The sequence below is a fragment of the Acinetobacter sp. SH20PTE14 genome (assembly GCF_021391555.1).
GTDB lineage: Bacteria > Pseudomonadota > Gammaproteobacteria > Pseudomonadales > Moraxellaceae > Acinetobacter > Acinetobacter amyesii.
On record NZ_CP090067.1, the window covers coordinates 453,022 to 477,644 of the forward strand.

A 24,623-nucleotide genomic window follows, 5' to 3' on the forward strand; every position below is an offset into this window, starting at 1 on the left:
CTTATGAACGAAAAGAAACAATCCCGTTTGCGTCGTGCGAAAAGCACACGCTTGCACATCCGTGCATTGGGTGCGACTCGTTTGTGTGTAAACCGCACTCCGCGTCACATCTATGCTCAAGTTATCTCTGCAGATGGTGGCAAAGTATTAGCGCAAGCTTCTACTTTAGACGCTACTCTACGTGCTGGTACTACTGGTAACGTTGAATCGGCTCAGAAAGTTGGTGCTTTAATTGCAGAACGTGCTAAAGCGGCTGGTGTAACTAAAGTTGCATTTGACCGTTCTGGTTTCAAATATCATGGTCGTATCAAAGCCTTGGCTGATGCTGCTCGTGAAAACGGCTTGGAGTTCTAATCATGGCTAAAGTTGAACAAAACGAAGGTCTTGTTGAAAAGCTGGTTGCCGTTGATCGTGTAGCCAAAGTTGTTAAGGGTGGTCGTATCTTCTCTTTCACAGCATTAACTGTTGTGGGTGATGGTAATGGTCGCGTAGGTTTTGGTCGTGGTAAAGCACGTGAAGTTCCAGCTGCTATTTCTAAAGCACTTGAAGCTGCTCGTCGCAACATGATTACTGTTGACCTTGTTGACGGTACTGTTCAGCACCCTATCAATGCTCGTCACGGTGCAAGCCGCGTTTACATGCAACCTGCTTCTGAAGGTACTGGTGTAATTGCTGGTGGCGCTATGCGTGCAGTTTTAGAAGCTGTAGGTGTACGTAACGTATTAACTAAGTGTTATGGTTCTACTAACGCTGCTAACGTAGTAAACGCAACTTTTAACGGTTTGCGTGATATGACTTCTCCTGAGAAAGTTGCTGCGAAACGTGGTTTATCAGTAGCACAAATTCAAGGGTAATCAATCATGAAAACGATTAAAGTTACCCAGACTAAATCTTCATCGCATCGCTTGAAAAATCACAAGCTTAGCCTTAAAGGTTTAGGTCTGCGTCGTATTGGTCATACAGTTGAAGTGCAAGATACGCCTTCTAACCGTGGTATGATCAACCAAGTTTACTATATGGTTAGTGTAGAGGAATAAGCCATGACTCTGCGTTTAAATACAATTGCACCTGCAGAAGGTGCTAAGCGTGATAACCTACGTTTAGGCCGTGGTATCGGTTCTGGCGTTGGTAAGACTGGTGGCCGTGGTGTCAAAGGTCAAAACTCACGTAAGAGCGGTGGTACACGTCCTGGTTTCGAAGGTGGTCAAACTGCGTTATATCGTCGTTTACCTAAATTCGGTTTCACTAGCCAAATGGCTTTGAAAACTGCTGAAGTACGTTTATCAGAACTCGCTAAAGTTGAAGGCGACATCGTGTCTCTTGAAACTTTAAAAGCTGCTAACGTTGTGCGTAAAGATATGTTACGTGCACGTATCGTACTTTCTGGTGAAATTACTCGTGCGTTCACTGTTCAAGGTGTTGCATTGACTAAAGGCGCTAAAGCTGCTGTTGAAGCTGCTGGCGGTAAAGTCGAGGAGTAATCCCCAGTGTCTATGACTCCTAGTTCGACAGGTCATGTTAACATGATGAAAGGCCAGCCTTTTCATGTGAAATATCGTGAAATTATCCGCCGTATGATGTTCCTCATCGGGGCGTTGTTGGTTTTTCGACTGGGAGCACATATTCCAGTACCGGGCATTAACAATGCCGCACTAGAGAATCTGTTTAATGCAAACCAAGGTACGATCCTTGGTTTGTTTAACATGTTCTCAGGTGGTGCATTAGAGCGTATGTCAATTCTTGCTCTTGGGATTATGCCGTATATCTCTGCATCGATTATTGTGCAGTTAATGTCTACGGTTGTTCCTTCGCTGGAAGCTTTAAAGAAAGAAGGCGAACAAGGTAAGCGTAAGATCAATCAATATACGCGACAAGGCACATTGTTTCTTGCACTTGTGCAAGCTGTTGGGATGTGTGCAGGTCTGATTAGTCAAAATATTACTTTGACTAGTGGACTTGCTTTTTACGTTCCTGCTGTAACTTCTTTAGTTGCAGGTACAATGTTCCTGATGTGGTTAGGTGAGCAAATTACAGAGCGTGGAGTAGGGAATGGTATTTCCATGATCATCTTCGCAGGTATTGTTGCTGGTTTGCCGAACTTGGTTCTGCAATCTTTAACCTCAGTAGATAATGGCCAATCAAGTTTAATTGGTCTTGCAATTTTTGCATTGCTGTCTGTTGCAGTGTTAGCAGCAATTGTGTTTATTGAGAAGGCGCAGCGTCGTATTCCGGTAAACTATGCTCAAAAACAACAAGGTCGTCGTGTATTTACTGCCCAGCAAACACATTTGCCATTAAAAATTAATATGGCGGGTGTGATTCCTGCAATTTTTGCTAGTTCATTGCTATTGTTCCCAGCGAGCTTAGGGCAATGGGTAGGCAGCGCAGATCCAAATGCTGGCGTGATTAAACGTGGCCTACAAGATTTGGCACTCGTATTGTCGCCGGGTCAACCGATGTATTTGGTGCTATTTGGCGCATTAATTATCTTCTTCTGTTACTTCTATACTGCGCTAGTATTTAGCCCGAAAGAAGTGTCAGAGAATTTAAAACGTAGTGGTGCTTATGTACCGGGTATTCGCCCTGGTGAGCAAACTGCACGCTATTTAGATCATATTTTGAATCGTTTGACTTTTATTGGCGCGGTTTATATCACAATCATCTGTTTAATGCCGATGATTCTACAAAGTTCATTTGGTATTCCATTTAGCTTAGGTGGTACGTCTTTACTGATCGTAGTGGTGGTGGTGATGGACTTTATGGCTCAGCTTCAAGCTCATCTCACATCGCATCAATATGACAATCAATCGTTAATGCGTAAAACGACTGCTCATCCGAAAGGATAAGCGCACTTAGAGGTTTCATTATGAAAGTTCAAGCTTCTGTAAAGAAAATTTGTGGTAGCTGTAAAGTTATCCGTCGTAATGGGGTTATTCGCGTAATTTGCAGCGCAGAACCTCGTCATAAGCAGCGTCAAGGTTAATCTGATCAAGACCTGTTGATTTCAGTAGGCTAATTAGGTTATTATCCGCCCCTCAAAGATTTTGTCGGGCGGTTGATTATCTTAACTGCCTTTTTGGAGAAAATTGAATGGCTCGTATTGCCGGTGTAAACATTCCGGATAACAAGCATGCTGTTATCTCTCTAACGTACATTTTTGGTATTGGTCGCCACACTGCAAAAGCTATCTTAGCTGCTGCTGGTATTGCCCCAACAACTAAAATTCGTGAATTAGATGACGCTCAGCTTGATGCGATTCGTGCAGAAGTTACTAAGGTTCCTACCGAAGGTGATTTACGTCGCGAAATTTCCATGAACATTAAACGTTTAATGGATTTAGGCTGCTACCGCGGTCTTCGTCATCGTCGCAGCTTGCCTGTCCGTGGTCAACGCACCAAAACTAACGCACGTACCCGTAAAGGTCCGCGCAAACCTATTAAGAAATAAGATTTCTGGAAGCTAAAAGATGGCTAAAGATACTCGCACACGCAAGAAGGTCACTCGTACCGTCTCTGAAGGTGTTGCACACATTCACGCTTCTTTTAATAACACCATTGTGACTATTACCGATCGTCAAGGTAATGCACTGGCTTGGGCTACCTCTGGTGGACAAGGCTTCCGTGGATCACGTAAATCAACTCCGTTTGCTGCTCAGGTAGCTGCTGAGGTTGCTGGTAAAGCTGCTTTAGATTACGGTTTGAAAAACTTGGACGTCCTTGTAAAAGGTCCTGGTCCAGGTCGTGAATCTGCGGTTCGTGCTTTAGGTGCAGTGGGTTATAAAATTAACAGCATTACCGATGTGACGCCAATCCCGCACAACGGTTGCCGTCCACCTAAAAAACGTCGCGTGTAAGGAGAAACATTCATGGCTCGTTATATTGGTCCAAAATGCAAACTCTCTCGCCGCGAAGGGACAGACCTGCAATTAAAATCTGGCGTTAAACCATTTGACGTCAAAACAAAAAAAGCTGCTAAAGCACCTGGCCAACATGGTGGCGCTCGTGGCGGCAAACAATCTGAGTACTCACTACAATTACGTGAAAAACAAAAAGTACGTCGTATGTACGGTGTTTTAGAGCGTCAATTTAGTAACTACTACAAAGAAGCTGCTCGTGTTAAAGGCGCAACAGGTGAAAACTTGTTGAAACTTCTTGAAAGCCGTCTAGATAACGTTGTTTATCGCATGGGTTTTGGTTCTACACGTGCAGAAGCTCGTCAGCTTGTATCTCACCGTTCAATCACTTTAAATGGTCGTCGTGTTAATATCGCGTCTATCCAAGTTAAAGCTGGTGACGTTGTTGCAGTTCACGAAGGCGCTAAACAACAATTGCGTATCAAAAACGCAGTTGAGTTAGCGACTCAACGTGGCATTCCATCTTGGATTGAAATTGATCATTCTAAATTGGAAGGTACATTCAAAGCTGCACCAGATCGCTCTGATTTACCTGCTGAAATCAACGAAAGCTTGATTGTAGAATTGTATTCTAAATAATCCTTGAGGTAGCAATAATGACGCGTACTGCAAATGAGTTTCTAACTCCGCAAGCGATTAAGGTCGAAGCGGCAAGCGGGACCTCGGCAAAAGTTATTCTAGAACCATTAGAGCGTGGCTTTGGTCATACTCTTGGTAATGCTTTACGTCGTATCCTTTTGTCTTCTTTACCTGGCGCAGCCGTGGTTGAAGTAGAGATTGAAGGTGTCGAGCACGAGTACAGTACTTTGGAAGGCTTGCAGCAGGACATCGTCGAGCTCTTGCTGAACCTAAAAGGATTGTCTATTAAGCTGTTCGATCAAAATGAAGCTTATCTGACATTGGAAAAACAAGGTCCTGGCGACGTTACAGCCGCTGACCTTCGTTTACCACACAATGTTGAAGTGGTTAACCCTGAACATTTGATCGGTACTTTAAGTGCTTCTGGCTCATTAAAAATGCGCCTGAAAGTTTCTCAAGGTCGTGGTTATGAGACTTCTGATTCACGCTTCCCTGAGGGCGAAACTCGCCCAGTGGGTCGTTTGCAATTAGATGCTTCTTACAGCCCAATCAAACGTGTGTCTTACACAGTGGAAAACGCTCGTGTAGAACAACGTACTGACCTTGATAAATTGATCATTGATCTTGAAACCAACGGTACTGTTGATCCTGAAGAAGCTATCCGCAAAGCGGCAACAATCTTGCAACAACAAATTGCAATTTTTGTTGATCTTCAGAAAGATCAAGCACCAGTTGCTCAAGAGCCTCGTGAAGAAGTTGATCCGATTTTGCTTCGTCCAGTAGATGATCTAGAGCTTACTGTTCGTTCTGCTAACTGTTTGAAAGCAGAAAATATTTACTACATTGGCGATCTTGTTCAACGTACTGAAGTTGAGTTGCTTAAAACTCCTAACCTAGGTAAAAAATCGTTGACTGAGATTAAAGATGTTCTGGCATCGAAAGGCTTGCAATTGGGCATGCGTTTAGAGAACTGGCCACCGGCTAGCCTCCGCATGGACGATCGCTTTGCTTATCGTAGCCGTTAATTAAGTAGGACTATCACCATGCGTCATCGTAATAGTGGTGTGAAATTAGGCCGTACAAGCAGTCATCGTAAAGCGATGTTCCAAAACATGGCTAATTCTTTGTTCGAACACGAGTTAATTAAAACTACTGTTCCTAAAGCAAAAGAATTGCGTCGTGTTGCTGAGCCTTTAATCACTTTAGCTAAAGTCGATTCTGTAGCAAACCGCCGTTTAGCGTTTGCTCGTACTCGTTCAGCTGCAACTGTTGGTAAATTATTTACCGTTCTTGGCCCTCGTTACAAAGAACGTAACGGCGGTTATCTACGTGTTCTTAAAGCGGGCTTCCGTGCAGGTGATGCTGCACCGATGGCTTACGTTGAGCTAGTAGATCGCGAAGTTAACTAATTTCGTGAAGAGCAGCGTACGTTGTTCTAAAAAAGGTCGGTTTTTAACCGACCTTTTTTAATGCCTGCAGTTTTGTGGTGGCTATATATTGTTAGACAATAATTCAATTTGTCCTTAAAAGATAAAAATAAAACGCCTTTTGCTTAAACTTGACATTGTGCATTGTCAAAAATGTGATTTAATAAATATAAATCTAAGATAGGTTAAAAGAACAACATGGAAAAACAAGTTGATATTCTCATTGTAGGTGCAGGGATCTCCGGTGTAGGTTTGGCTGCTCATCTTTCAAAAAATTGTCCTAATCGTTCATTTGAAATTATTGAACGTCGTGAAAGTTTCGGTGGTACATGGGATCTTTTTAAATATCCGGGTATTCGTTCTGATTCGGACATGTCAACTTTTGGCTTTAATTTTAAGCCGTGGAAAAAATCTAGTGTGCTTGCAGACGGTCCTTCGATCAAAGGCTATCTTTCTGAAGTAATTGACGAATATAAGATTAAAGGAAAAATTCATTTTCAACACCGTGTTGTGAGTGCAAATTACGACTCACAGACTCGTAAGTGGTCTGTTGTTATTGAAGATGCGAAGAAGAAGCAACAAACCTGGGTTGCAAATTTCGTCTTTGGCTGTACGGGTTATTATAATTACGACCAAGGGTTCCAGCCTGAGTTTAAAGGGCAGGAAAACTTTAAAGGTACCTTCATTCATCCACAACATTGGCCTGAAAATTTTAATTACGCAGGTAAAAAAGTGGTCATTATTGGCAGTGGTGCAACAGCGATTACCTTGGTCCCTGCCATGGCAAAAGGAGGTGCAGCTCATGTAACGATGTTACAGCGCTCTCCAACTTATATTGCCTCAGTACCTTCTATTGACATCATTTATGACAAGATGCGTAAAGTATTACCTGAAGATGTTGCTTATAAACTGACCCGTGCCCGAAATATCGGTGTCCAACGGGCTGTTTATGCTGTTGCACAAAAGCAACCTAAATTACTCCGTAAATTTTTATTAAAATCAATTGAGTTGCAGTTGAAAGGTAAAGTGGATATGAAGCACTTTACCCCAGATTACAATCCTTGGGATCAGCGCCTTTGTGTGGTGCCAGATGGTGATTTGTTTAAAATTTTACGCGATGGCCGTGCATCTGTTGAAACCGATCAAATTGAAAGTTTTACTGAAAATGGCATTCAATTGAAATCAGGTAAACATCTTGATGCAGATGTAGTAATTTCTGCTACAGGTCTCAACATTCAAATTTTAGGCGGCATTAGTGCCACAATCGATGGACAGCCACTGAATACCTCTAAGCATATGTTGTACCGTGGCGTGATGGTCAGTGATGTACCCAATATGGCGATGATTATTGGCTATATTAATGCTTCATGGACTTTAAAAGTCGATATTGCTTCTGAATACATCTGTAAATTGATTAACTATATGGATCAAAATGGTTATAACCAAGTGATTCCACAAGGCGATGCGACCGAGTTGTTAGAAGATACCGTAATGGGCAGTTTGACCTCAGGCTATATTGCACGTGCAGCAGATGTGATGCCAAAACAGGGTAAACATGCACCGTGGAAAGTCAGCAATAACTATTTGGCAGATCGCAAAGAATTAAAGCATGCTTCATTTGAGGACGGCGTGCTGAAATTTGAAAAAAAGTCAGATCAAGTGGCGGCTAAACCCAGATTAGTTTCTTAAGTCAGTTATAGAAAAAGGAGCATCATGCTCCTTTTTTTGCTTTAGATGAGTGACTTTAGGGTTTTATTTGATGCGCTTTATTTGTTGAAAAATATATCATGTTGAAAACAAGGAAAATCACACAGGGTTAATGTGAATATTCAACAACATTTAGAATTTATAAAATTAAATGCTTATGAGCTATATAGCAAAGCTTGGCAGCCTGAAACTGCAGATAAAGCTGCAAATCTGGCCCCGATTATATTGATGCATGATTCACTGGGGAGTGTGGATTTGTGGCGTGATTTTCCTGCGCAATTGGCTTCTGCGTCTGGCAGAAAGGTCATTGCTTATGATCGGTTGGGTTTTGGTCGTTCGTCAGCAAATCCTGATGTATTAAGTACTGATTTTGTCTATGCCGAAGCACAGCAGGGCTTTAAGGCGCTACTTCAACATTATTCCATTCAACAGTTTATCGTGATGGGACATAGTGTCGGTGGGGGAATGTCTGTCGTGATTGCCACTACATACCCTGAACAATGTCGAGGTCTGATCTCCATAGCAGCACAGTATGAAGTGGAAGAACTGACATTATCGGGTATACGTGAAGCCAAAATAGGGTTTGCGCAGCTGGGACAACTTGAACGCTTGGCTAAATATCATGGGGATAAAGCCCAATGGGTTTTGGATGCTTGGACTGAAACTTGGCTCTCACCGAGTTTTCGTCAATGGAACCTCGAGCAATATGTTGGAAAAGTACAGTGTCCAAGCTTGATCATCCATGGAGAACTGGATGAATACGGGACGACAGCACAAGCTCAGAAACTTTTTTCGGGTATACAAGGTGATGCTGAACTAGAGATTTTGGAAGGGCTTCATCACATGCCGCATAAAGAGCAACCCGCATTGGTCACTGCACTGATCTGTGATTTTGTGAATGATTTAAGTTGATCTCGAAAGAATGAAAAAAGCCCATCAGATGATGGGCTTTGTTGTTATAAAGAGCGGGAAATCAGCTCTTTCATAATTTCATTGGTACCGGCATAGATACGATTGGCGCGGTTGTCGATATAAGCCCGTGCAATTGGATATTCAAGCATATAGCCATAGCCACCATGCAATTGCAGACACTCATCAACGACTTTGGAGAACATCTCTGAAATTTTGTATTTAGCAGCGGCTGCCGCATCAATACCGAGCTGTTCCTCAAGTTGCAGCTCCATACAGCGATCTAGATAAGTTCGACAAAAATCGATTTCAGTGCGCAGCTCTGCCAATTTAAAACGGGTGTTTTGGAAACTAGATACGGTCTTGCCAAATGCCTTACGCTCTTTGGTGTATTGAACAGTGTGCGCAAAGGCTGCTTCTGCACCGGCTTGGCAAATAATCGCGACCAACATACGTTCCCAAGCCAATTCCTTCATCAGCATCATAAAGCCCATACCTTGCATGCCGAGTAAGTTGCTTTTAGGGACGCGGACATTGTCAAAGAACAGTTCACAGGTATCCTGACCTTTCATGCCAATTTTGTTTAAAGGTTTGCCTTTACTAAAACCGACGCGATCTGCCTCGACGATAATTAGCGATAAATTGGCTGAACCTTTTTCATTATTGCCTGTTTTGCAGACCACAATTGCCATGTCACATAAATAGCCATTGGTGATAAAGATTTTTGAACCATTAATAATATAGTCATCACCATCTTCTGTAGCGGTTGTGCGAACTGCCTGTAGGTCTGAACCTGTGCCCGGTTCGGTCATTGCAATGGCAGTCACAGTTTCGCCAGACGCCATTTTCGGCAGCCAATGCAGCTTTTGTTCTTCATTGCCAAAGTTATGAATATAATTGGCCACAATGTCGGAATGCAGTGAAAAGCCGGTAGAGGAGTCCATGGCATAGGCCTGCTCTTCAATCAGAATCATGCTATAAAGCCGGTCTACACCATAGCCGCCATAAGCTTCGGGCATGGTCGGGCAAAGCAAGCCCATGGCACCAGCTTTATTCCATAAGTCACGGTCTACATGTTGTTGTTTTTCATAGTTTTCGATATTGGGCACAACTTCTTTTTCATAAAATTTTCGTACTGTTTCACGAAATGCATCATGTTCTGCATTAAATAATTGACGTGGCAGCATGTTGTTGAGTGGGCGAATCGCTCCAGATTGCATTTTGAATATCCTATTCATTTTTATGGCTTTGTCTCAACTTATAAGATGCAGCGTGTGACTGCAATGTGCAGAACATTCAAAAGCAGTAAATGCGATGAAGCATTCGGTCAATCTTTGAAAACACTCCACTTCAATGCGGTGGATGGGTTACACTAGACGGGTTAAACGATTGGGGAAGACAATGACTGATGAAATCAGCTTAGAAGAGCGTAAAGTGATCTACCGCGCACGTCGTGGTTTAAAAGAGATTGATGTTTATTTTGATCCCTACGTCAAAAATTACTATTTACAAGCCGATGCAGCTGAAAAAGACATGTTTGCAGAACTCGTTGCTGCAGAAGATCCAGATTTGTTGGATTGGTTTATGGAAGTCAGTGAACCACCACGTCCTGAATTAAAAACCTTTATTCAAAAATTAAAACACTACGTTCATGGATAATCGGCAATTCAAACTGAAACGCAGTTTTTTATCGCATGCGTTTCAGTTTTTTATTTTTGCGGTATTGATGACGCTGCTTTATCAGTTACTAACACCCATGCTTTGGGGGATATTTTTCCTCATTGGACTAGTGGTTTATGTACTGTTTTTCCGTAAGCATTTACACGTCACCAGTCTAGATTATTTGGATGGAACTGATTGGTCTTTGCAACGGCTCAACCGTCCAGTGCAACGCGTTCAAATTAGCCATATTTTGGATCATCAAATGTATATCGTGGTGTATTTTATGCATGCGCGTGCAAAACCAGTGATTATTTGGCGCGATCAATTGTCATTGAAACAGTGGAAATCACTCAAAGTATTGGCCAAAATGATCTAATTGTTAGACAGCCTTAATTTTTAAAATTCAATAAAATGAAAATATTTCATTATCTTATATTGCAGGTAAAATAATCTTGTCTGACAGGATTGGATTTTATTGGCAAAATATTTAAATTGTCTGACAATTTTAAGCTATGCGGTGATTCTCTGCCTATATATTAGCCTTACCAACAGCCGTTAAAGGAAATCATCATGATGATGCCAACTTGGATGTTTCTGGTAATAGCGATTGTGTTAGCAATTGTTATAGGACGACGAGGAACAGTGCTGAAGGAACAGTTAACTCAAAAATAAGCAGTCAAACGCTTTCACAGTTAATAAGTAGCATGTGCCGAACCGTCGCTATGCTACTTTTTTTTGCCTAAAATTTAGTCTTTGTAAAAAATCAGTCAATTGCATTCAACGTGATTCGTGGCACAGTGTGTCGTTCAAATTAGAGCAAATACTCTTTTATTCAATTTTTGCTTCTGATATGTTTGTCGTGATGGACATAAACACAATTATAGAGGACAGGAAAATGTCGAGCGTCCAAAAAATATGCCAGGGTGTGGCAGTTGTAGCAATAACAAGTACATTATTCGCGGGTTGTTCGCAGGTTGTAAAAACCGGTGCTAATGTTGCACTCGGATTTACCGAAAAACATATTGTGCCACCAATTTTAGCCATGGAAGATGCTGAAATGGTGTGTAATTCAGGTAATTCATTAACTCCAGCCATTATGGCCACCAAAGATATGGGCGCAGACCCAACACGTGTGGCTGTGTTGATGTATTCAGCAGCAGGGATTTGTGCAGAACAAAAAGCCTTGGACGCAGAGTTACGCTATTTACGTGCATCTAAAGCCAACCAAGTGACCGAAGCACAGGATGCCCGTGTTGAGCAAAAGCGTTGGGCGGCACTTGCGGCACAGCGTCAATATACCGGCTATCAATTATTTCAAGATCGTTTTGAAAAGAAGTATAAGAAAAGTCTAGGTGAAGGCTGTCCAAAAATGAACAGCGACATTGACCAAACAGTGTATATGTTGGGAATGTTAAGTGGCTTACAGGCCATGACCAATGATATTAACTCAGGTGGGGCGGTAAACGTTCCTAAAGACATTGCTGCGATTGTTGAACGCGGTATGGTGTGTCTGAATAATGAAAAATTCTGGGGCGCACCAAATGCAACCCGCGCTGTGATCTGGACGTTATTGCCGGGTGCAGGAGATGGAAAACCTGATCCATACCAAACCTTAAAACAATCGGCGCAAATTGGTGAGCAAAAAGGCGTAAGACTGTCACATGCGTTATATGCAGTTGCTGCACAAGCCAGTGGCGATGATGCGAAAATCCGTGATGCCTTACGTACCTTTGCACAAGCGCGTAGCGATGAAAAACCTGTTAATCCACAATTTAAGCTCATCGATAGTATGGCTGAAAGCATGGTGAAAGGGATTTCAGATCGTTATTGGACTGAACATACAGGCGTTCGTACCAGCGATGATGGTATGGAACATTTCTGGGATGAAAGTGCCAATAGTTCAGAACTCGATGATTTGTTTAGTGGCGATGCTGAAACCAGTAGTGCTACAGAAACGAGTGGCGCTGCAACAAATTAATAAAGCATGTAGTCCAAATGTGAGGTACAGGAGGAGCGAAAATGAAAACACAATTTTTAATTCCGAAAATTGTCTTTCTTGCCGTATTCGTTTCGATCTGTGCCTCGCTACAGGTATTTAAGGACTATTTTATCTACTGGCAAGATGACTTATTTCATGACTTTTGGCGCTTATGGACCGCGCATTGGGTTCACGTCGGTTGGATTCATTTTGCTTTAAATATGTTGGCCTTTATCTGCTTACCGTTTATTTTTCCAAGAGTTTCGACGTGGCATTTTGTTGCCATTTTATTGATTTTATCTCCTTTAATCAGTCTAAGTTTCTATTTTTTCCTCCCCGATATTGAAGCCTATGCAGGATTATCTGGTGTCTTGCATGGCGCTTATGTTGCAGTCGCTTGCGTACATTTAATGTATAAGCGGGAGCGAAATTTTGCAGCCTTTGTTCTCTTGCTGATTTTGGCAAAATTGGTGTGGGAAAATACCGTGAGGAACACCGGAACGGCTGAATTAATAGGAAGCCCCGTTTTAGTCGAAGCTCATTTATTGGGGGTGATTTGGGGCATTGTCATCGCCGTGTTTTATCTTATTGGTAATTATTTCTGGGATCGCTAGCGCACTTTAGGTGATTGGGTTGACAAAAAAAACCGAAAAGAAAATACATATTGTCATTTTAATGTTTTGAATATTGATGCAAATTTAAACGTAATAATAAAACAGTTAGGTCAGGGAAAGGAACTTCTCGAGCCGATAAGGAAAAGGATGCTTGGCCCCGCTAGGCTCCAAAATAAAAAATAGGAAGACTCATGCAAAATGATACACAAAACAGATCCGGCATCGTCGGGCTGTTAAGGTATGTCTGGACAGAATGGATTTCGACTCTAGTCGTGTTGATCTTGCTTCTGCTTACATTGATTATCGGGACAGGGGAGATGATTCATGGTCAGCTTCTGCGTACTGGTGAGCGTTTGTATGGTAATGAAAGCATTGGGATGCAGTATTCATTTTTACGTGCAGAACCGACCAAGCCAGATTGTGACCGCCACCCAGATGTAGAAAAAATGGTGCAAACACAAATGAAAGCCAATGCGGCTGACGAATTTGCTGACATTTTTGGTACAGCATCTGAATCCGATGTACGTGCATCAGTCATGGCAGGTGTACAGCAATGTGAAGAAAAATTCCAATTTTATGACAAAGCAAAAGCTTATTTAGATGAGCATCCAAGTATTCGTACTTATCGTGCGATTGAAACGACATTCTTTGGCATCTTTAAATTTGGTTCTGAAAACCGTGTATTGATTCTTTTATTGATGGTCTTGGTATCTGCCATTACCGCTTCAGTGAAATTTCACCATATCGGTCTACGTGCGCCAACAACACGCTTGGATTATAAAGTCTATGCTTTATTCATGGCGATTGGTAATGGCCTATTAACCTTCTCGGTATATAGCCAATTTAATTCAGTCCTGAATTCTGGGGTGAAATCGACCACAGAAACTTTGGCGGTATATTGGTTGTGGTTAGCCCTGTTTGGTATTGTCACCCTCATCAGTATTTATCAGTTCTTTAAACCACCTGCGGCGAAAGAGCAGGGGGCGGGGAATATTGGTTTTGCGCTATTGAGTGTACCGTTGTATGCCTTTATGGCGATTATTACGGGTGTAGCATTTACCTTCTTTATGGACTACCCAATGGGTCAGGGGATTTACCTCGGACAATTGGTCGAATTCTCTGGGATTTTCCTGAACCTTGCACTGTTTATTTGGGCCGGGATGTTATTGACCCAAACGCGTGTGATGGATTTGTTCTTGGGGATTTTACGTCCATGGAACTTAGCACCTGAGACCTTGACGTGGTTAATTCTGATTGCCGCGGCGATTCCAACCGCTTATACCGGTGCTTCAGGGATTTTCGTTGTGGCAGCCGGTGCAATTATTTATAAAGAAGTGTGGAACTCTGGCTCTCGTCGACAGTTCGCACTCGCTGTATCTGCAATGTCAGGTTCCTTAGGTGTGGTCATTCGTCCGTGTCTATTGATTATCTTGATCTCGATGCTTGATAGCCGCCATGTCACGTCAGATGAACTATTTGATCACGGTATCTATGTGTTCTGGCTAACAGCATTCTTGTTCTTGGGTATTTCACTATTCTTGGCAGAAACACGTTTCCGTGTGGCATCGCCGAAAGTGGCTATTCCGGGCATGCTCAAAGCATTCATTCCCGTGATTCCGTATATTGTACTGACCTTGCTTGTGATTGCTTTCTACAAGTACGGTTTAGATACACAAATGGATGAGTTCACCGCGCCTGTGGTTCTACCGATTATTCTGATTGTTTACATTATGTTTGACCGTTGGTTTGCAGATCGTTTTACTTCGCAAACTGTAGATGCACATGAACAACTCAGCTTACAACATGAGCAAAGTTCTGAGTTCATGCGTGAACATGGTGGACATGGGGCTAACCGTCGTGGTTTCGGTAGTTCAATTTGGTTTGCTTCTTCAGAAACGGTTGGACACATTGGCGCATTAATTATCTTAATGGCCTTGTCGGCAAGTGTCGGCGGTTTGATTGAACGGACAGAGATCGTTGAATTATTACCAACGCATTTGGGCAATATCTATATTTCGTTGGCCTTTATCGCATTGTTGTTGGCGATTATTGGTATGACGACAGATCCATTCGGGGCAGTGATTTTGGTTGCAGCAACGATTGCACCAGTAGCTTATGAAAATGGTATTCATCCGATTCACTTCTGGATGATCGTTTTGGTTGCCTTTGAGCTCGGTTATGTTTCGCCACCTGTAGCGCTGAATCACTTATTGACACGACTCTCCGTCGGGGATGAGGAGGTGCGGGCAGCAGATGCAGAAGCAAAAGCCCAATACACCAATTTCTATTATCGCTATGAACGTTGGATTTTACCGATCCTTGTATTGTTCCCAGCTTTGGTGATCGTGACTTATGCTCCTTATATTCTGAAACTGTTTGGTTGGTACCAATAAATTCGCAGTGAGCTATACAAAAAGCACCTTCGGGTGCTTTTTTATTGAATAAGGGGCTGTGCGATTGATGGTAAGTGAATGAGACTATTATGACTCTTTAAATTTATTTTGTAGGATCGGACTACAAAGCAAAATCGCTAAAAATATAAAAGCAAAGCCGAATAGGCTGTAAATATCTGGCAATTCTTGCCACAGTGTAAAGCCCCAAATACCGGCAAAAATAATCGCGATATAGTTGACGGGACCAATTTGACCTGCGGGTGCAAGCTTATAGGCATTGGACATAAAAATTTGACTGATATTGGCCAAAAGTCCCGCTGTAATCAGAAAAGCTAACTCCTTTAAACTATAAGGACGCCAGAGCCAGAGCATCGGGATCATCGATATGAGCGTGCCAAAAAAGCAGAAATAAAACACGATGCGTTCAGGTGGTTCAGTTGCTGTAAGGGCACGGACAGTGACAAATGCCATGGCTGCCAAGAAGCTTGCGGTCAGTCCGATCAGTGATAACTGATTGAACATTCCTGCATCGGGCTTTGCGACGAAGAGGACGCCAATCAAACCAATGACTGCGGCAATGAGCATACTCAGGGTCATTTTTTCTTTTAAAAATAACCATGCAATTAAGGGGATGAAGATCGGCGAGGAATAGGTGAAGACCATGGCATTGGAGAGTTTTAAGTGGGCAATGGCATAAAAAAAGCCATACATTGCCACCAAGCCTACAATTGAACGCCATGTATGCATCCACAATTTTTCAGTTCTAAAAAATGTGCTGCCCTTTTGTAGGATCAAAGGTAGAAAGATCAATAAGCCAACCGCATTGCGAAAAAAAACGATGGTGGCATTATCTACTGTGTGAGATGCGAAGCGTATACAAACCCCCATAATGGAAAAAAGCAGCGCTGATAGCATGAGAAAGCCAATTGCTTTGGGGATATTTTGTGGTGTAGTAGTGGACATAACAAAAAGGCTAGAATATCTGATGATATTCTAGCCTATAAGTACGCATGGTGTAGCAGAGGTCGGTTATTTTGCTTGTTGTGCTAACTGTGCTTCGAGTAATTTAATTTGTTCTTCTTTCAGTTTAATCAGCTCATCTGCATCTGAATGTTGCTGTTTTAAGCTTTGCTCCTGATCATTCAATTGTTGTTGAATGTCATCTAATTTGGCAATTTCCTCTTTGGCTAAAGAGGCATTTTCAGGTACAGCTGCATCTAAAATGTCTTCTTCGACCAATTTAAGGGTTTCAGTCTCTGCGACAGGGACTGATGCTTCAGTCTCAGATTGGACAGGGGTTGCAACAGGCGGTTTAGCCGGTGCAGCGACCAGTTCTTCTTGAAGTGCAGATTTATCTGCTGTACTGCTGCTTAACCATTGATATGCAAAAAAGATAGCAATCAATAACGTTAAGCCCCCAATGATTCCAACTAACAATTTTGGATTATGTCTTTGATCTTCTGTCATTGCTTGACCTTAATTTTTATTTAGGCTGACGTGGCTTAAATTGGATCACACCGATATCGTCTGGCACGGCAGGTTGTTCAGGTTGATCGACATGAGTCGGTCGATTTTCACTGTAACCACAATCAATGCATTCGATCCATTCGTCTTCGCCAGAGGTCAGCATGACAACCCGGTCCATCGCTTGGCATTTTGGACATTTTGCACCTGCAATGAAGCGTCGTTTAATGGTCATCATACTTACCTTGAATCTAACTAAGGTCTCTAGTTTAAGCGTTTTTAGATGCGTTCGTCCAACCTTGATGACGCAGCAAAGCATCTATTTTTGGCTCGCGTCCGCGGAAATTGATAAATGCGTCAAGTGCCGTATCTTTTCCGCCAACTGCTAGAATAAATTGTCTAAACGACTTGCCAGTCGAAGTATTAAAAATTCCTTCATTTTCGAATCGGTCGAAGGCATCACTTGCCAAAACCTCTGCCCATTTGTATGAATAATAACCAGCAGCGTAACCACCTGCAAAGATATGACTGAAACCATGTTGGAAACGGTTGTACGAAGTAGTGGGTGCAACTGCATATTTTTGACGAATATCGTCTAAGGTTTGTTGGATGCCTGCAGCGTCCAAAGCAGGGTTGGCCTTATGGATATTTAAGTCAAACATGGCAAATTCAATTTGACGTAATGTTTGCATCCCAGACTGGAAGAAACGTGCATCTTGCAGTGCTTTTAGCAGATCGGCTGGTAAAGTTTGTTTTGATTCGATATGTTCACTGAGTAAATCTAAACTTTCTTGATCCCAAGTCCAAAATTCCATGAATTGACTTGGTAGCTCTACTGCATCCCACGCCACGCCATGTGTACCAGCCACAGCAATATTATCGACTTCAGTGAGCATGTGATGTAAGCCATGACCAAATTCGTGGAACAACGTCGTTACTTCATCATGGGTAAGTAAAGCAGCTTGCTCACCGACAGGTGGGGTAAAGTTGCAGACCATGTAGCAAATTGGTTTTTGCAGACCATTTTCAGTTTGCATGCGTGAACGGAAGCCGCTCATCCATGCGCCGCCACGTTTACCGCTTCGTGCATACAGGTCAAAGTAAAAACCGCCAATCACGCTGCCTTGATCTTCAAGTTCAAAATAACGTGCATCAGGATGCCAAACAGGCGCTTCACGCTCGATTACATTGATGCCATAGAGACGATTTACAATGCTGAACAAGCCTTGAATAATTTTAGGTGCAGGGAAGTAGGGCTTCAGGTCTTCTTGTGACAAATTAAACTGTTTAACTTTGAGTTTTTCTGAATAGAAAGTGGCATCCCACGGTTGCAACTCAGTGATACCGTCTTGCGCTGCAATGGCTTTCAGTTCAGCGATTTCTTTCTCTGCTGGTGCACGCGCATGTTCTGCCAATTCAATCAGGAACTGATCTACTGTTGCCACATCGGGTGCCATTTTGCTTGCTAAAGACAATTCGGCGTAGTTGTTAAAACCAAGCAGGCTAGCCATTTCCTGACGTAGTTTCAAGATTTCTTCCATGACCGCTGTATTATCAAATTCAGCAGAGTCTGCCTGATCAGAAGCACGTGTGGTATAGGCTTTATAGAGTGCTTCACGCACTTCGCGGTCTTCTGCATAGGTCATAATGGCAATATAAGACGGGAAGTCGAGTGTGGCTACAGCCTGTTCGAGTTCGCGTTGCTGACCATATTGTTTCAGAAGTTCAATACTGCCTTGAGGTAGTCCTTTGAGCTGCGCTTCAGTTAAAGGTTTGAAGTAGGCTTGGGTGGCATCCAATACGTGATTGGAAAAGTCTGATGATAACTGTGAAAGTCGTGCAGATATTTCTGCATAGCGTTTTTTCGCTTCACCTTCTAAGGCTACGCCTGAAAGTTTAAAATCTCGTAACGCAAGTTTAATCGCGCTTTGCTGTGCTGCAGGAAGCGTGTCGAATACACTGTTGTCATGTACATGCTGATACGTTTGATACAACACTGTATGTTGACCTAGCTGCGTATAGTACTCACTCAGGCCAGGTAATAAAGATTGATAGAGTTCACGAGTTTCAGCATTATTCATCACAGCATTTAGATGCGAGAGCACACCCCAAGCTTCACTCATATTATTTTCAAGGTCATCGACCTGTTCTAACGTATTCAGTTGTTTTTGTACCGAATCTGGAACAACCGTCAGTTCATTTAGAAATTGTTGACCGTGTTGAATCGCATTTTGAATTTTTTCTTTGAGTTGATCTAAGGTAATTTGATCAAATTGAGGAACGGGCAAAGTTGCCTTTTCTAAAGTCATATTTTCTACTTCATATAAATCCTGAGTTATTTATAGATGTAGGGTTTGTTGCAGGTTAAATCAAGGTTTATATTTTTATTCTTTATTATGAAATAAAAAGCCTACATGTAATGCAGGCTTAATGATGAATTAACAATCAGGATCAATCACAAAATTTGTTTGATTGAATTTCTGCCACGAGCCTGTTGCCGCACCATCAACCACTAAAATAGAAATAATTCCCCAGTCGACTAAAACCCCGAGAAGGGTTGTAGGGTCAAACGTTTTTGTAGGAACGACTGTAGTCGTTTTACAGCCTGTTTTTTCAGCCTTTAAAACATAGTTTTCTTTCTTTTTAAAAGTATAAACAGCATTGTTTTTACCCATATACTATTAATTTACATAGAGTTTTGCATCGGCATCGTTACTACGAATGTTGACCGTTTGAGATGAACCATTAAACATGGTTGCACACCCTGTGCTGAATAAAATTGAACATGTTAGTAGTACAGTAAATATTGTTTTCATAATAACTGCCGTTAAAAGACGGCTAAAAGATAGTAATATTAGTTGAAATATCAAGCATTTAATTTTAATTTAAGAATCAAAAAGAGCGCCGAAGCGCTCTTGATTTAAACCTTAATCCGCAGATGATTTTGCATTGGATTTTTTCTTTTTCGGTTTAGATTTTTTCTTCACTTTATCTTTAGCCTTCGCTTCAGATTTGCTTGCAGATTTTTTAGCAGGCTTTTTACCGAATGAACTGGGCTTAGATTTCGATTTTTTGCGTCGTATGGGCTGTTCTCCATCTTCAGCAGCGTTGGTTTTACGCTCTGAAAAGACTTCTTCTTTGGCTGTAGGCTTTGCAACACGAGGGGCACGCGCTCGAATAGCACGACCTGCATGACTCAATTGTTGAATCAATTCAAAGTCGATTTTGCGCTCTTCTAGATTTACACCAGCGACTTTAATTTTCACTTCATCGCCGAGACTGAAAACTTGACCTCGAGATTGACCAATTAAGCTCTGACTCGGTTGGTCATAGATAAAGAAGTCATCACCCAATTGGCTGACGTGGATCATGCCATCAACATATAAGTCTTTGAGCGTTACAAATAGGCCGAATTCAGCAGTCGCACTGATGGTGCCGACAAACTCTTCACCTAAATGCTGCTGCATGTAATGGCACTTCAACCATGTAGTGACAGAACGAGAAGCTTCATCTGCACGGCGCTCGGTCGCAGAGAAGTGTTCACCTGCATCATCCAGCGAAGCGCCAGAAATTGGGTAAGGTTTTTTCTTCAATTGTGCTTTGATGGCACGGTGAAGTAACAAGTCTGGATAACGACGGATTGGAGATGTGAAATGCGTATACGCTTCATAAGCCAAGCCAAAGTGACCTGCATTGTTCGCGCCATAATAAGCTTGCATCATTGAGCGGAGTAAAACGGCATGAATGCTTGGAGCATCAATACGGTCTTTGGTGGCATCAATCACGGCTTGATAGTCAGCTTGAGTCGGCTGTTCAGGGAATGGTAGCCCCAATAACTTCACAAAATCACGAACCTTTTGAATGCGTGAAAACTCAGGTGGCTCATGCACACGGTACAGCATTGGAATTTCATTTTTTAATGCATATTCTGCCGCTGCGACGTTTGCCAGCAACATACATTCTTCAATCAGTTTGTGTGCATCATTACGGCTACGCGGTAGGATTTCGTTAATACCGCCTAGCTCATCAAAGGTCATATAAGTTTCAACGGTTTCAAATTCCATCGCGTGGCGTTCAGCACGTAAGCCTTTCAACACTTGATACAATTGGAATAAGGTATTGACCGATTTACGTACATCACGGTCTTCAGGAATGGCTTGACTATTACCCTCAAAATATTCGGCCACTTGAGTATAGGTCAAACGAGCTTTTGAATGCATTACACCCGGATAGAACTCAAACTTAGTGACACGACCCGCGCGAGATAAGTTTAAATCACAGACCATACATAAACGGTCTACGTGTGGGTTCAAAGAACATAAACCATTCGACAGCGCCTCAGGCAACATCGGCAATACAAAATGAGGGAAGTACACCGATGTACCGCGCTCTTGAGCTTCGTCATCGAGCGGTTTACCCGGACGTACATAATGGCTGACATCGGCAATTGCCACCACAACACGATAACCACCACCCGGACGTTTTTCCGCATACACGGCATCATCGAAGTCACGGGCATCTTCACCATCAATGGTGACAAGTGCTAAATCACGTAAATCGACACGACCTTCACGGTCTTGTTCTGACGGTTCTTTAAAGCTGTCGGCTTCTTGTTGTACTGCTTCAGGGAATTCGTAAGGTAAACCAAATTCTAAAATGGTTTGCGGAATAATAATTTCAGTGTCTGCTTTATCAGCCATCGACTGAACAATATGACCTGTCGCAAATTCTTCTTTGGTTGGGTAGCTGTCAATCGCAATACGTACAGAGTCACCGAGTTTGACTTTGGCATGCTCGATTAATTCTCTTTCTAACGTAATCGGTTGGTGTGCATTGGGATTTGCCGGCTGAATAAAATATTCACCTTCATACTCAGACACTTTACCAATAATTTCTTTGACACGATGCTGTAGAACTTCAGTAATAAAGCCCCATGCTTTGCCTTTACGGTCTACCGAAGTTTGGCGGACTTTAACACGGTCACCATTAAACACCTGACGTAACTCACGCTCAGGAAGTAAAAGGTCATCTTCACCGCTAATATTGGCTGTGCCTAAACCTTTTGAGTTGATATAAACCGTTGCTTCATGAGTCGGTTGCTCAGCTGCAAGCTGGAACTTAAATCCATCTTTCATCAACTGACCATCTCGAACCATCGCAATCAGACGATGACTCAGTGCATCAATACTTTTTTGATCGGCAATTTCAAAATGTTCTACAAGATCGGCATGCGACATTGCAGTTTTCAGTTGTTCAATCGTCTCTTGAATCAGAGTACGGCTTGGAATTGGATTGTCATAACGTTCGGCTTCAGCTTTTGCTTCAGGGTCGACCCAGTTTTTCATATGTATTTGGCTTCAAATCAGAAGATTAGGATTAGCATAAGTCATGCAAGCAGATACTGCACGCAATTGATTGCAATAAAGTGTTTTATGCCGATATTTTATAAGGTTTAAAGCTGAAATGTAGGGGACAGCAGTGTGCGCTGAACTAATTTTGCACTAATTTTTTGAAAATCGTTTAAAAAATATCTAATTGAGTAAAAAAATGAAAAAAATATAACGACTGTGCTTGCAGTCGTATCATGATCTTTGTATTATGGCGGCACGTTACGGTGAGATGGGTGAGTGGCTGAAACCACATCCCTGCTAAGGATGCATACGGGCAACTGTATCGAGGGTTCGAATCCCTCTCTCACCGCCACGATTTACTTATGTCGCGCTCATAGCTCAGCTGGATAGAGCACTTGGCTACGAACTAAGGGGTCGGGAGTTCGAATCTCTCTGAGCGCACCAATAAGTAAATCTGAAAACGTAGTCTTTTAAGACGACACAAGTTACGCGCTCATAGCTCAGCTGGATAGAGCACTTGGCTACGAACTAAGGGGTCGGGAGTTCGAATCTCTCTGAGCGCACCAACTTGAACAAATTACCGCACATGTTGCGGTTTTTTTGTGCCTGTGATTTATCGTTTTGATGCAGCCTGTCTTTTGTCTTTTGTCTTTTGTCTTTTGTCTTTTGTCTTTTGTCTTTTGTCTTTTGTCTTTTGCTTTTATAAAGCGTTCTATTCCATTTGCTTTCTTCAACAGATTAACGCTTATTTCAGATGTTCATGGTGATGCATTTTTTTTAAAGCTAAGATAAAGAAAAGTTGGGTGAGTTAAAGCCGTGATTCAATGAGGGCAATATATTTTTTATCCATTTTGAGCATTTATACGTGAGTATTGCTAAGTTTAAATTTCAAACTTGTGATTCAAAAGCCATTAAAAAAGTAAATCTAGCTGATTTTTAGCGTGTTTAAAGGGTAATTGTTTATTTGCTGTGCGTTTGGTTAAATTTATATGAAAAAGCTCTTAACAAAAAATAAAAATCACGTATAATGAGCCTCATCAAGACGTCGCGCTCATAGCTCAGCTGGATAGAGCACTTGGCTACGAACTAAGGGGTCGGGAGTTCGAATCTCTCTGAGCGCACCAACTTGATCAAGATTGAAAAAACCGCACATGTTGCGGTTTTTTTGTGTCTGAAATATAGCTAAAAACAATAAATTCAGCTCATCACTCGAGGTTCTAACTTAACTTCTGTTTAACTTTGAGTGCAAAGACCGTATTTCCGCCTAAAGCCGGCAACATGTCGTGATACGGCATACTGCGCATAGCACGAAGTAAAAACGGTGCTTTGTCATCAATCTTCACCGCACTGGTCAATTGTAATAACGACCCTTGTTGTAAGGGGCGAATATGCATTGCACCTCGGACAAACTTTAGGTCTCCACCGGTTGCGGTATATTGATTTTGCAGTAAGTCGGGATAGTTAAAACGCATCTTAAAATCAAAGGGAATATTGATCACACCTAAACCCACCGAAATTTTATAGTCGGCATCCATGAGGTGCGGATTAATTTTCTGTACTTGCATATGTTTGACTTGTCTTGGAAATAAGTGCTTGAACGAAGACACATTAATCCAACGCTGTAAGCTCGAAGGCTCTTGTGCATAATATTGAAAACTGGTGCTAAAGCGCATCAATTCATAATTTTGCCCAAAGGGAACGCGCTGCGCTGTCAAAATAAAGGACACAGGTTCTTTCGAGCTTTGACTTAATTGGGTGACTTTGTCGAGTTGAGAGGCATTTAATTTGAGTTCAGGCAATTGATTTGCAGCGAGAGTTTCGCTGCTAAAGGCTTTAAATCGGCGCTGTAATGATTCGAGTAAAAAACCATTGGTTCCCGCAGGAATCCCTAATTTAGCATCGGGTAAGGCATTTAATATTTTGCTAAACAAAAACCTTTGGGCTGATTTAAATCGCCCCATTGGGTCACACTAATCAAGGTGTGTTGCATCGATCTCAAACCATTCAATTTTTCCTGCACCAAAGGGCACCGGTGCTTGCAGAACCAAACTATTAATGCTGTTGTGATCAATTTGGTGCTGCATCACCACGGTTTCTTTAAAGTTTAAAACCGGAATTGGTGTTGGAATATGGATGCGATATTCAACTTGGCTGGTTGAACCTTGCTGTTGCAAAACCTCAGCAGATTTTAGCGTGGGAAATAAGCCGGCATAGTTTGGATAATTACTGAGTAATCTCGCCACATTTTTGCTGTTGGTGGGGATAACCACGGCGGCACTTTGAAATTTACCAATGACTTTTTGGCCTCCTTTCATCGTGGGCAGACTAATCTGCTGTGAGGGATGTGCAAAAATCACGATGTGATCACCGGCAAGATTTGCCAAGGCTTTGGCATTGCCATTAAACAAGTCCAAACTACTAGGAATCTGGGGTTGCCATTGAACGAATTTGGCCCAACTGGTCGATATGCTCAGTCCACTCAGAAACACCAGTACCATGATTATTTTTGTTATCTGCATGTCACATCCTGCGTATGCAATCTTTTATTTGTTGCTGTTTTTAACGTATTTCTAGGTGGAAGGGAAGTAGTGAAGTGTTACAACCGACCATTAAAAAGCATGAAGCA

The 24,623-nt window shown here is 42.2% G+C and carries 26 protein-coding genes, 4 tRNA genes and 1 pseudogene; 22 read left to right on the forward strand and 9 right to left on the reverse strand.

Translation table 11 applies throughout. The features are described 5' to 3' along the window. Positions 1 to 3: 3 nt before the first annotated feature. From rplR to LXF01_RS02270, 13 genes are all read left to right on the forward strand, one after another. A complete protein-coding gene (gene rplR / locus LXF01_RS02210; RefSeq protein WP_067762903.1) occupies positions 4 to 354 on the forward strand; it encodes a 50S ribosomal protein L18 in 351 nt (116 codons plus the stop codon). 2 nt (positions 355 to 356) lie between these two features. Then, a complete protein-coding gene (gene rpsE / locus LXF01_RS02215) occupies positions 357 to 854 on the forward strand; it encodes a 30S ribosomal protein S5 (RefSeq protein WP_067762902.1) in 498 nt (165 codons plus the stop codon). Between the two features lie 6 nt (positions 855 to 860). Further along, positions 861 to 1,037, forward strand: a complete 177-nt coding sequence (gene rpmD, locus LXF01_RS02220) for a 50S ribosomal protein L30 (protein ID WP_005012961.1) — start codon at positions 861 to 863, stop codon at positions 1,035 to 1,037. Positions 1,038 to 1,040: 3 nt separating this feature from the next. After that, positions 1,041 to 1,481 carry a 50S ribosomal protein L15 gene (gene rplO, locus LXF01_RS02225; protein WP_078189271.1) on the forward strand — a complete coding sequence of 147 codons (441 nt, stop codon included), beginning with the start codon at positions 1,041 to 1,043 and terminating at the stop codon, positions 1,479 to 1,481. A gap of 45 nt (positions 1,482 to 1,526) precedes the next feature. Continuing rightward, complete coding sequence (secY, locus tag LXF01_RS02230) at positions 1,527 to 2,846, forward strand: preprotein translocase subunit SecY (RefSeq protein WP_171263746.1); 1,320 nt, start codon at positions 1,527 to 1,529, stop codon at positions 2,844 to 2,846. A gap of 20 nt (positions 2,847 to 2,866) precedes the next feature. Continuing rightward, the gene (gene rpmJ / locus LXF01_RS02235; protein ID WP_000867907.1) at positions 2,867 to 2,983 is read left to right on the forward strand and encodes a 50S ribosomal protein L36; all 117 of its coding nucleotides are present in this window, start codon (positions 2,867 to 2,869) and stop codon (positions 2,981 to 2,983) included. Between the two features lie 107 nt (positions 2,984 to 3,090). Continuing rightward, entirely contained in the window at positions 3,091 to 3,447 is a 357-nt protein-coding gene (gene rpsM / locus LXF01_RS02240; protein WP_078189269.1) for a 30S ribosomal protein S13, read from the forward strand. Between the two features lie 19 nt (positions 3,448 to 3,466). Next, entirely contained in the window at positions 3,467 to 3,853 is a 387-nt protein-coding gene (rpsK, locus tag LXF01_RS02245; protein ID WP_001040166.1) for a 30S ribosomal protein S11, read from the forward strand. Between the two features lie 12 nt (positions 3,854 to 3,865). Continuing rightward, the gene (rpsD, locus tag LXF01_RS02250; RefSeq protein ID WP_078192454.1) at positions 3,866 to 4,492 is read left to right on the forward strand and encodes a 30S ribosomal protein S4; all 627 of its coding nucleotides are present in this window, start codon (positions 3,866 to 3,868) and stop codon (positions 4,490 to 4,492) included. A 17-nt stretch (positions 4,493 to 4,509) separates the two neighbouring features. Continuing rightward, positions 4,510 to 5,517 (forward strand): DNA-directed RNA polymerase subunit alpha, encoded by a 1,008-nt coding sequence (locus tag LXF01_RS02255; protein ID WP_004650465.1) that lies wholly within the window; start codon positions 4,510 to 4,512, stop codon positions 5,515 to 5,517. Positions 5,518 to 5,535: 18 nt separating this feature from the next. Next, positions 5,536 to 5,901, forward strand: a complete 366-nt coding sequence (gene rplQ / locus LXF01_RS02260) for a 50S ribosomal protein L17 (protein WP_005012953.1) — start codon at positions 5,536 to 5,538, stop codon at positions 5,899 to 5,901. Positions 5,902 to 6,117: 216 nt separating this feature from the next. After that, positions 6,118 to 7,608 carry a flavin-containing monooxygenase gene (locus LXF01_RS02265; protein WP_180173256.1) on the forward strand — a complete coding sequence of 497 codons (1,491 nt, stop codon included), beginning with the start codon at positions 6,118 to 6,120 and terminating at the stop codon, positions 7,606 to 7,608. Positions 7,609 to 7,740: 132 nt separating this feature from the next. Next, complete coding sequence (locus LXF01_RS02270; RefSeq protein WP_233944975.1) at positions 7,741 to 8,538, forward strand: alpha/beta fold hydrolase; 798 nt, start codon at positions 7,741 to 7,743, stop codon at positions 8,536 to 8,538. A gap of 44 nt (positions 8,539 to 8,582) precedes the next feature. On the opposite strand, the gene LXF01_RS02275 is transcribed toward LXF01_RS02270, so the two are convergent. Further along, on the reverse strand, positions 8,583 to 9,755 hold the full coding sequence (locus LXF01_RS02275; protein ID WP_180173257.1) for an acyl-CoA dehydrogenase family protein: 1,173 nt from the start codon (positions 9,753 to 9,755) through the stop codon (positions 8,583 to 8,585). Between the two features lie 181 nt (positions 9,756 to 9,936). Between LXF01_RS02275 and LXF01_RS02280 the strand changes: the two genes are divergently transcribed. The 5 genes from LXF01_RS02280 to LXF01_RS02300 all read left to right on the forward strand — a co-directional run bounded on the left by LXF01_RS02280 (position 9,937) and on the right by LXF01_RS02300 (position 15,182). Then, positions 9,937 to 10,194 carry an FAD assembly factor SdhE gene (locus LXF01_RS02280; RefSeq protein WP_078189264.1) on the forward strand — a complete coding sequence of 86 codons (258 nt, stop codon included), beginning with the start codon at positions 9,937 to 9,939 and terminating at the stop codon, positions 10,192 to 10,194. Then, positions 10,187 to 10,573, forward strand: a complete 387-nt coding sequence (locus tag LXF01_RS02285) for a hypothetical protein (RefSeq protein WP_078189263.1) — start codon at positions 10,187 to 10,189, stop codon at positions 10,571 to 10,573. Before LXF01_RS02280 ends, LXF01_RS02285 begins: the two co-directional genes overlap by 8 nt. 519 nt (positions 10,574 to 11,092) lie before the next feature. Beyond that, positions 11,093 to 12,175, forward strand: a complete 1,083-nt coding sequence (locus LXF01_RS02290) for a hypothetical protein (RefSeq protein ID WP_180092976.1) — start codon at positions 11,093 to 11,095, stop codon at positions 12,173 to 12,175. 41 nt (positions 12,176 to 12,216) lie between these two features. Continuing rightward, positions 12,217 to 12,789 carry a rhombosortase gene (gene rrtA / locus LXF01_RS02295; protein ID WP_180173258.1) on the forward strand — a complete coding sequence of 191 codons (573 nt, stop codon included), beginning with the start codon at positions 12,217 to 12,219 and terminating at the stop codon, positions 12,787 to 12,789. 191 nt (positions 12,790 to 12,980) lie between these two features. After that, complete coding sequence (locus LXF01_RS02300; protein WP_180103016.1) at positions 12,981 to 15,182, forward strand: TRAP transporter large permease subunit; 2,202 nt, start codon at positions 12,981 to 12,983, stop codon at positions 15,180 to 15,182. Between the two features lie 87 nt (positions 15,183 to 15,269). Here LXF01_RS02300 and LXF01_RS02305 read toward each other — a convergent pair whose 3' ends face one another. The 7 genes from LXF01_RS02305 to rnr form a co-directional block, all read right to left on the reverse strand. Further along, on the reverse strand, positions 15,270 to 16,145 hold the full coding sequence (locus tag LXF01_RS02305) for a DMT family transporter (protein WP_180103017.1): 876 nt from the start codon (positions 16,143 to 16,145) through the stop codon (positions 15,270 to 15,272). Between the two features lie 66 nt (positions 16,146 to 16,211). After that, on the reverse strand, positions 16,212 to 16,649 hold the full coding sequence (locus LXF01_RS02310; RefSeq protein ID WP_180103018.1) for a hypothetical protein: 438 nt from the start codon (positions 16,647 to 16,649) through the stop codon (positions 16,212 to 16,214). A 16-nt stretch (positions 16,650 to 16,665) separates the two neighbouring features. Beyond that, entirely contained in the window at positions 16,666 to 16,875 is a 210-nt protein-coding gene (locus LXF01_RS02315) for a YheV family putative zinc ribbon protein (protein ID WP_171256675.1), read from the reverse strand. Positions 16,876 to 16,915: 40 nt separating this feature from the next. Next, the gene (locus LXF01_RS02320; RefSeq protein ID WP_180103019.1) at positions 16,916 to 18,955 is read right to left on the reverse strand and encodes a M3 family metallopeptidase; all 2,040 of its coding nucleotides are present in this window, start codon (positions 18,953 to 18,955) and stop codon (positions 16,916 to 16,918) included. 129 nt (positions 18,956 to 19,084) lie between these two features. Next, complete coding sequence (locus LXF01_RS02325; RefSeq protein ID WP_233944976.1) at positions 19,085 to 19,321, reverse strand: hypothetical protein; 237 nt, start codon at positions 19,319 to 19,321, stop codon at positions 19,085 to 19,087. A gap of 6 nt (positions 19,322 to 19,327) precedes the next feature. Continuing rightward, a complete protein-coding gene (locus tag LXF01_RS17500) occupies positions 19,328 to 19,462 on the reverse strand; it encodes a hypothetical protein (RefSeq protein WP_257223233.1) in 135 nt (44 codons plus the stop codon). 111 nt (positions 19,463 to 19,573) lie between these two features. Next, a complete protein-coding gene (rnr, locus tag LXF01_RS02330) occupies positions 19,574 to 21,991 on the reverse strand; it encodes a ribonuclease R (RefSeq protein ID WP_180103020.1) in 2,418 nt (805 codons plus the stop codon). Positions 21,992 to 22,259: 268 nt separating this feature from the next. On the opposite strand from rnr, the gene LXF01_RS02335 reads away from it, so the two are divergent. From LXF01_RS02335 to LXF01_RS02350, 4 genes are all read left to right on the forward strand, one after another. Continuing rightward, positions 22,260 to 22,349: transfer RNA gene (locus tag LXF01_RS02335), tRNA-Ser, on the forward strand. A 15-nt stretch (positions 22,350 to 22,364) separates the two neighbouring features. Further along, positions 22,365 to 22,441 (forward strand) — tRNA-Arg (locus LXF01_RS02340). A 45-nt stretch (positions 22,442 to 22,486) separates the two neighbouring features. After that, positions 22,487 to 22,563, forward strand: a tRNA-Arg gene (locus LXF01_RS02345). 481 nt (positions 22,564 to 23,044) lie between these two features. Continuing rightward, positions 23,045 to 23,121: transfer RNA gene (locus LXF01_RS02350), tRNA-Arg, on the forward strand. Positions 23,122 to 23,214: 93 nt separating this feature from the next. Here the strand turns inward: LXF01_RS02350 and LXF01_RS02355 are convergent. Beyond that, positions 23,215 to 24,516, reverse strand: a pseudogene (locus tag LXF01_RS02355) (SRPBCC family protein). Positions 24,517 to 24,623: the final 107 nt, after the last annotated feature.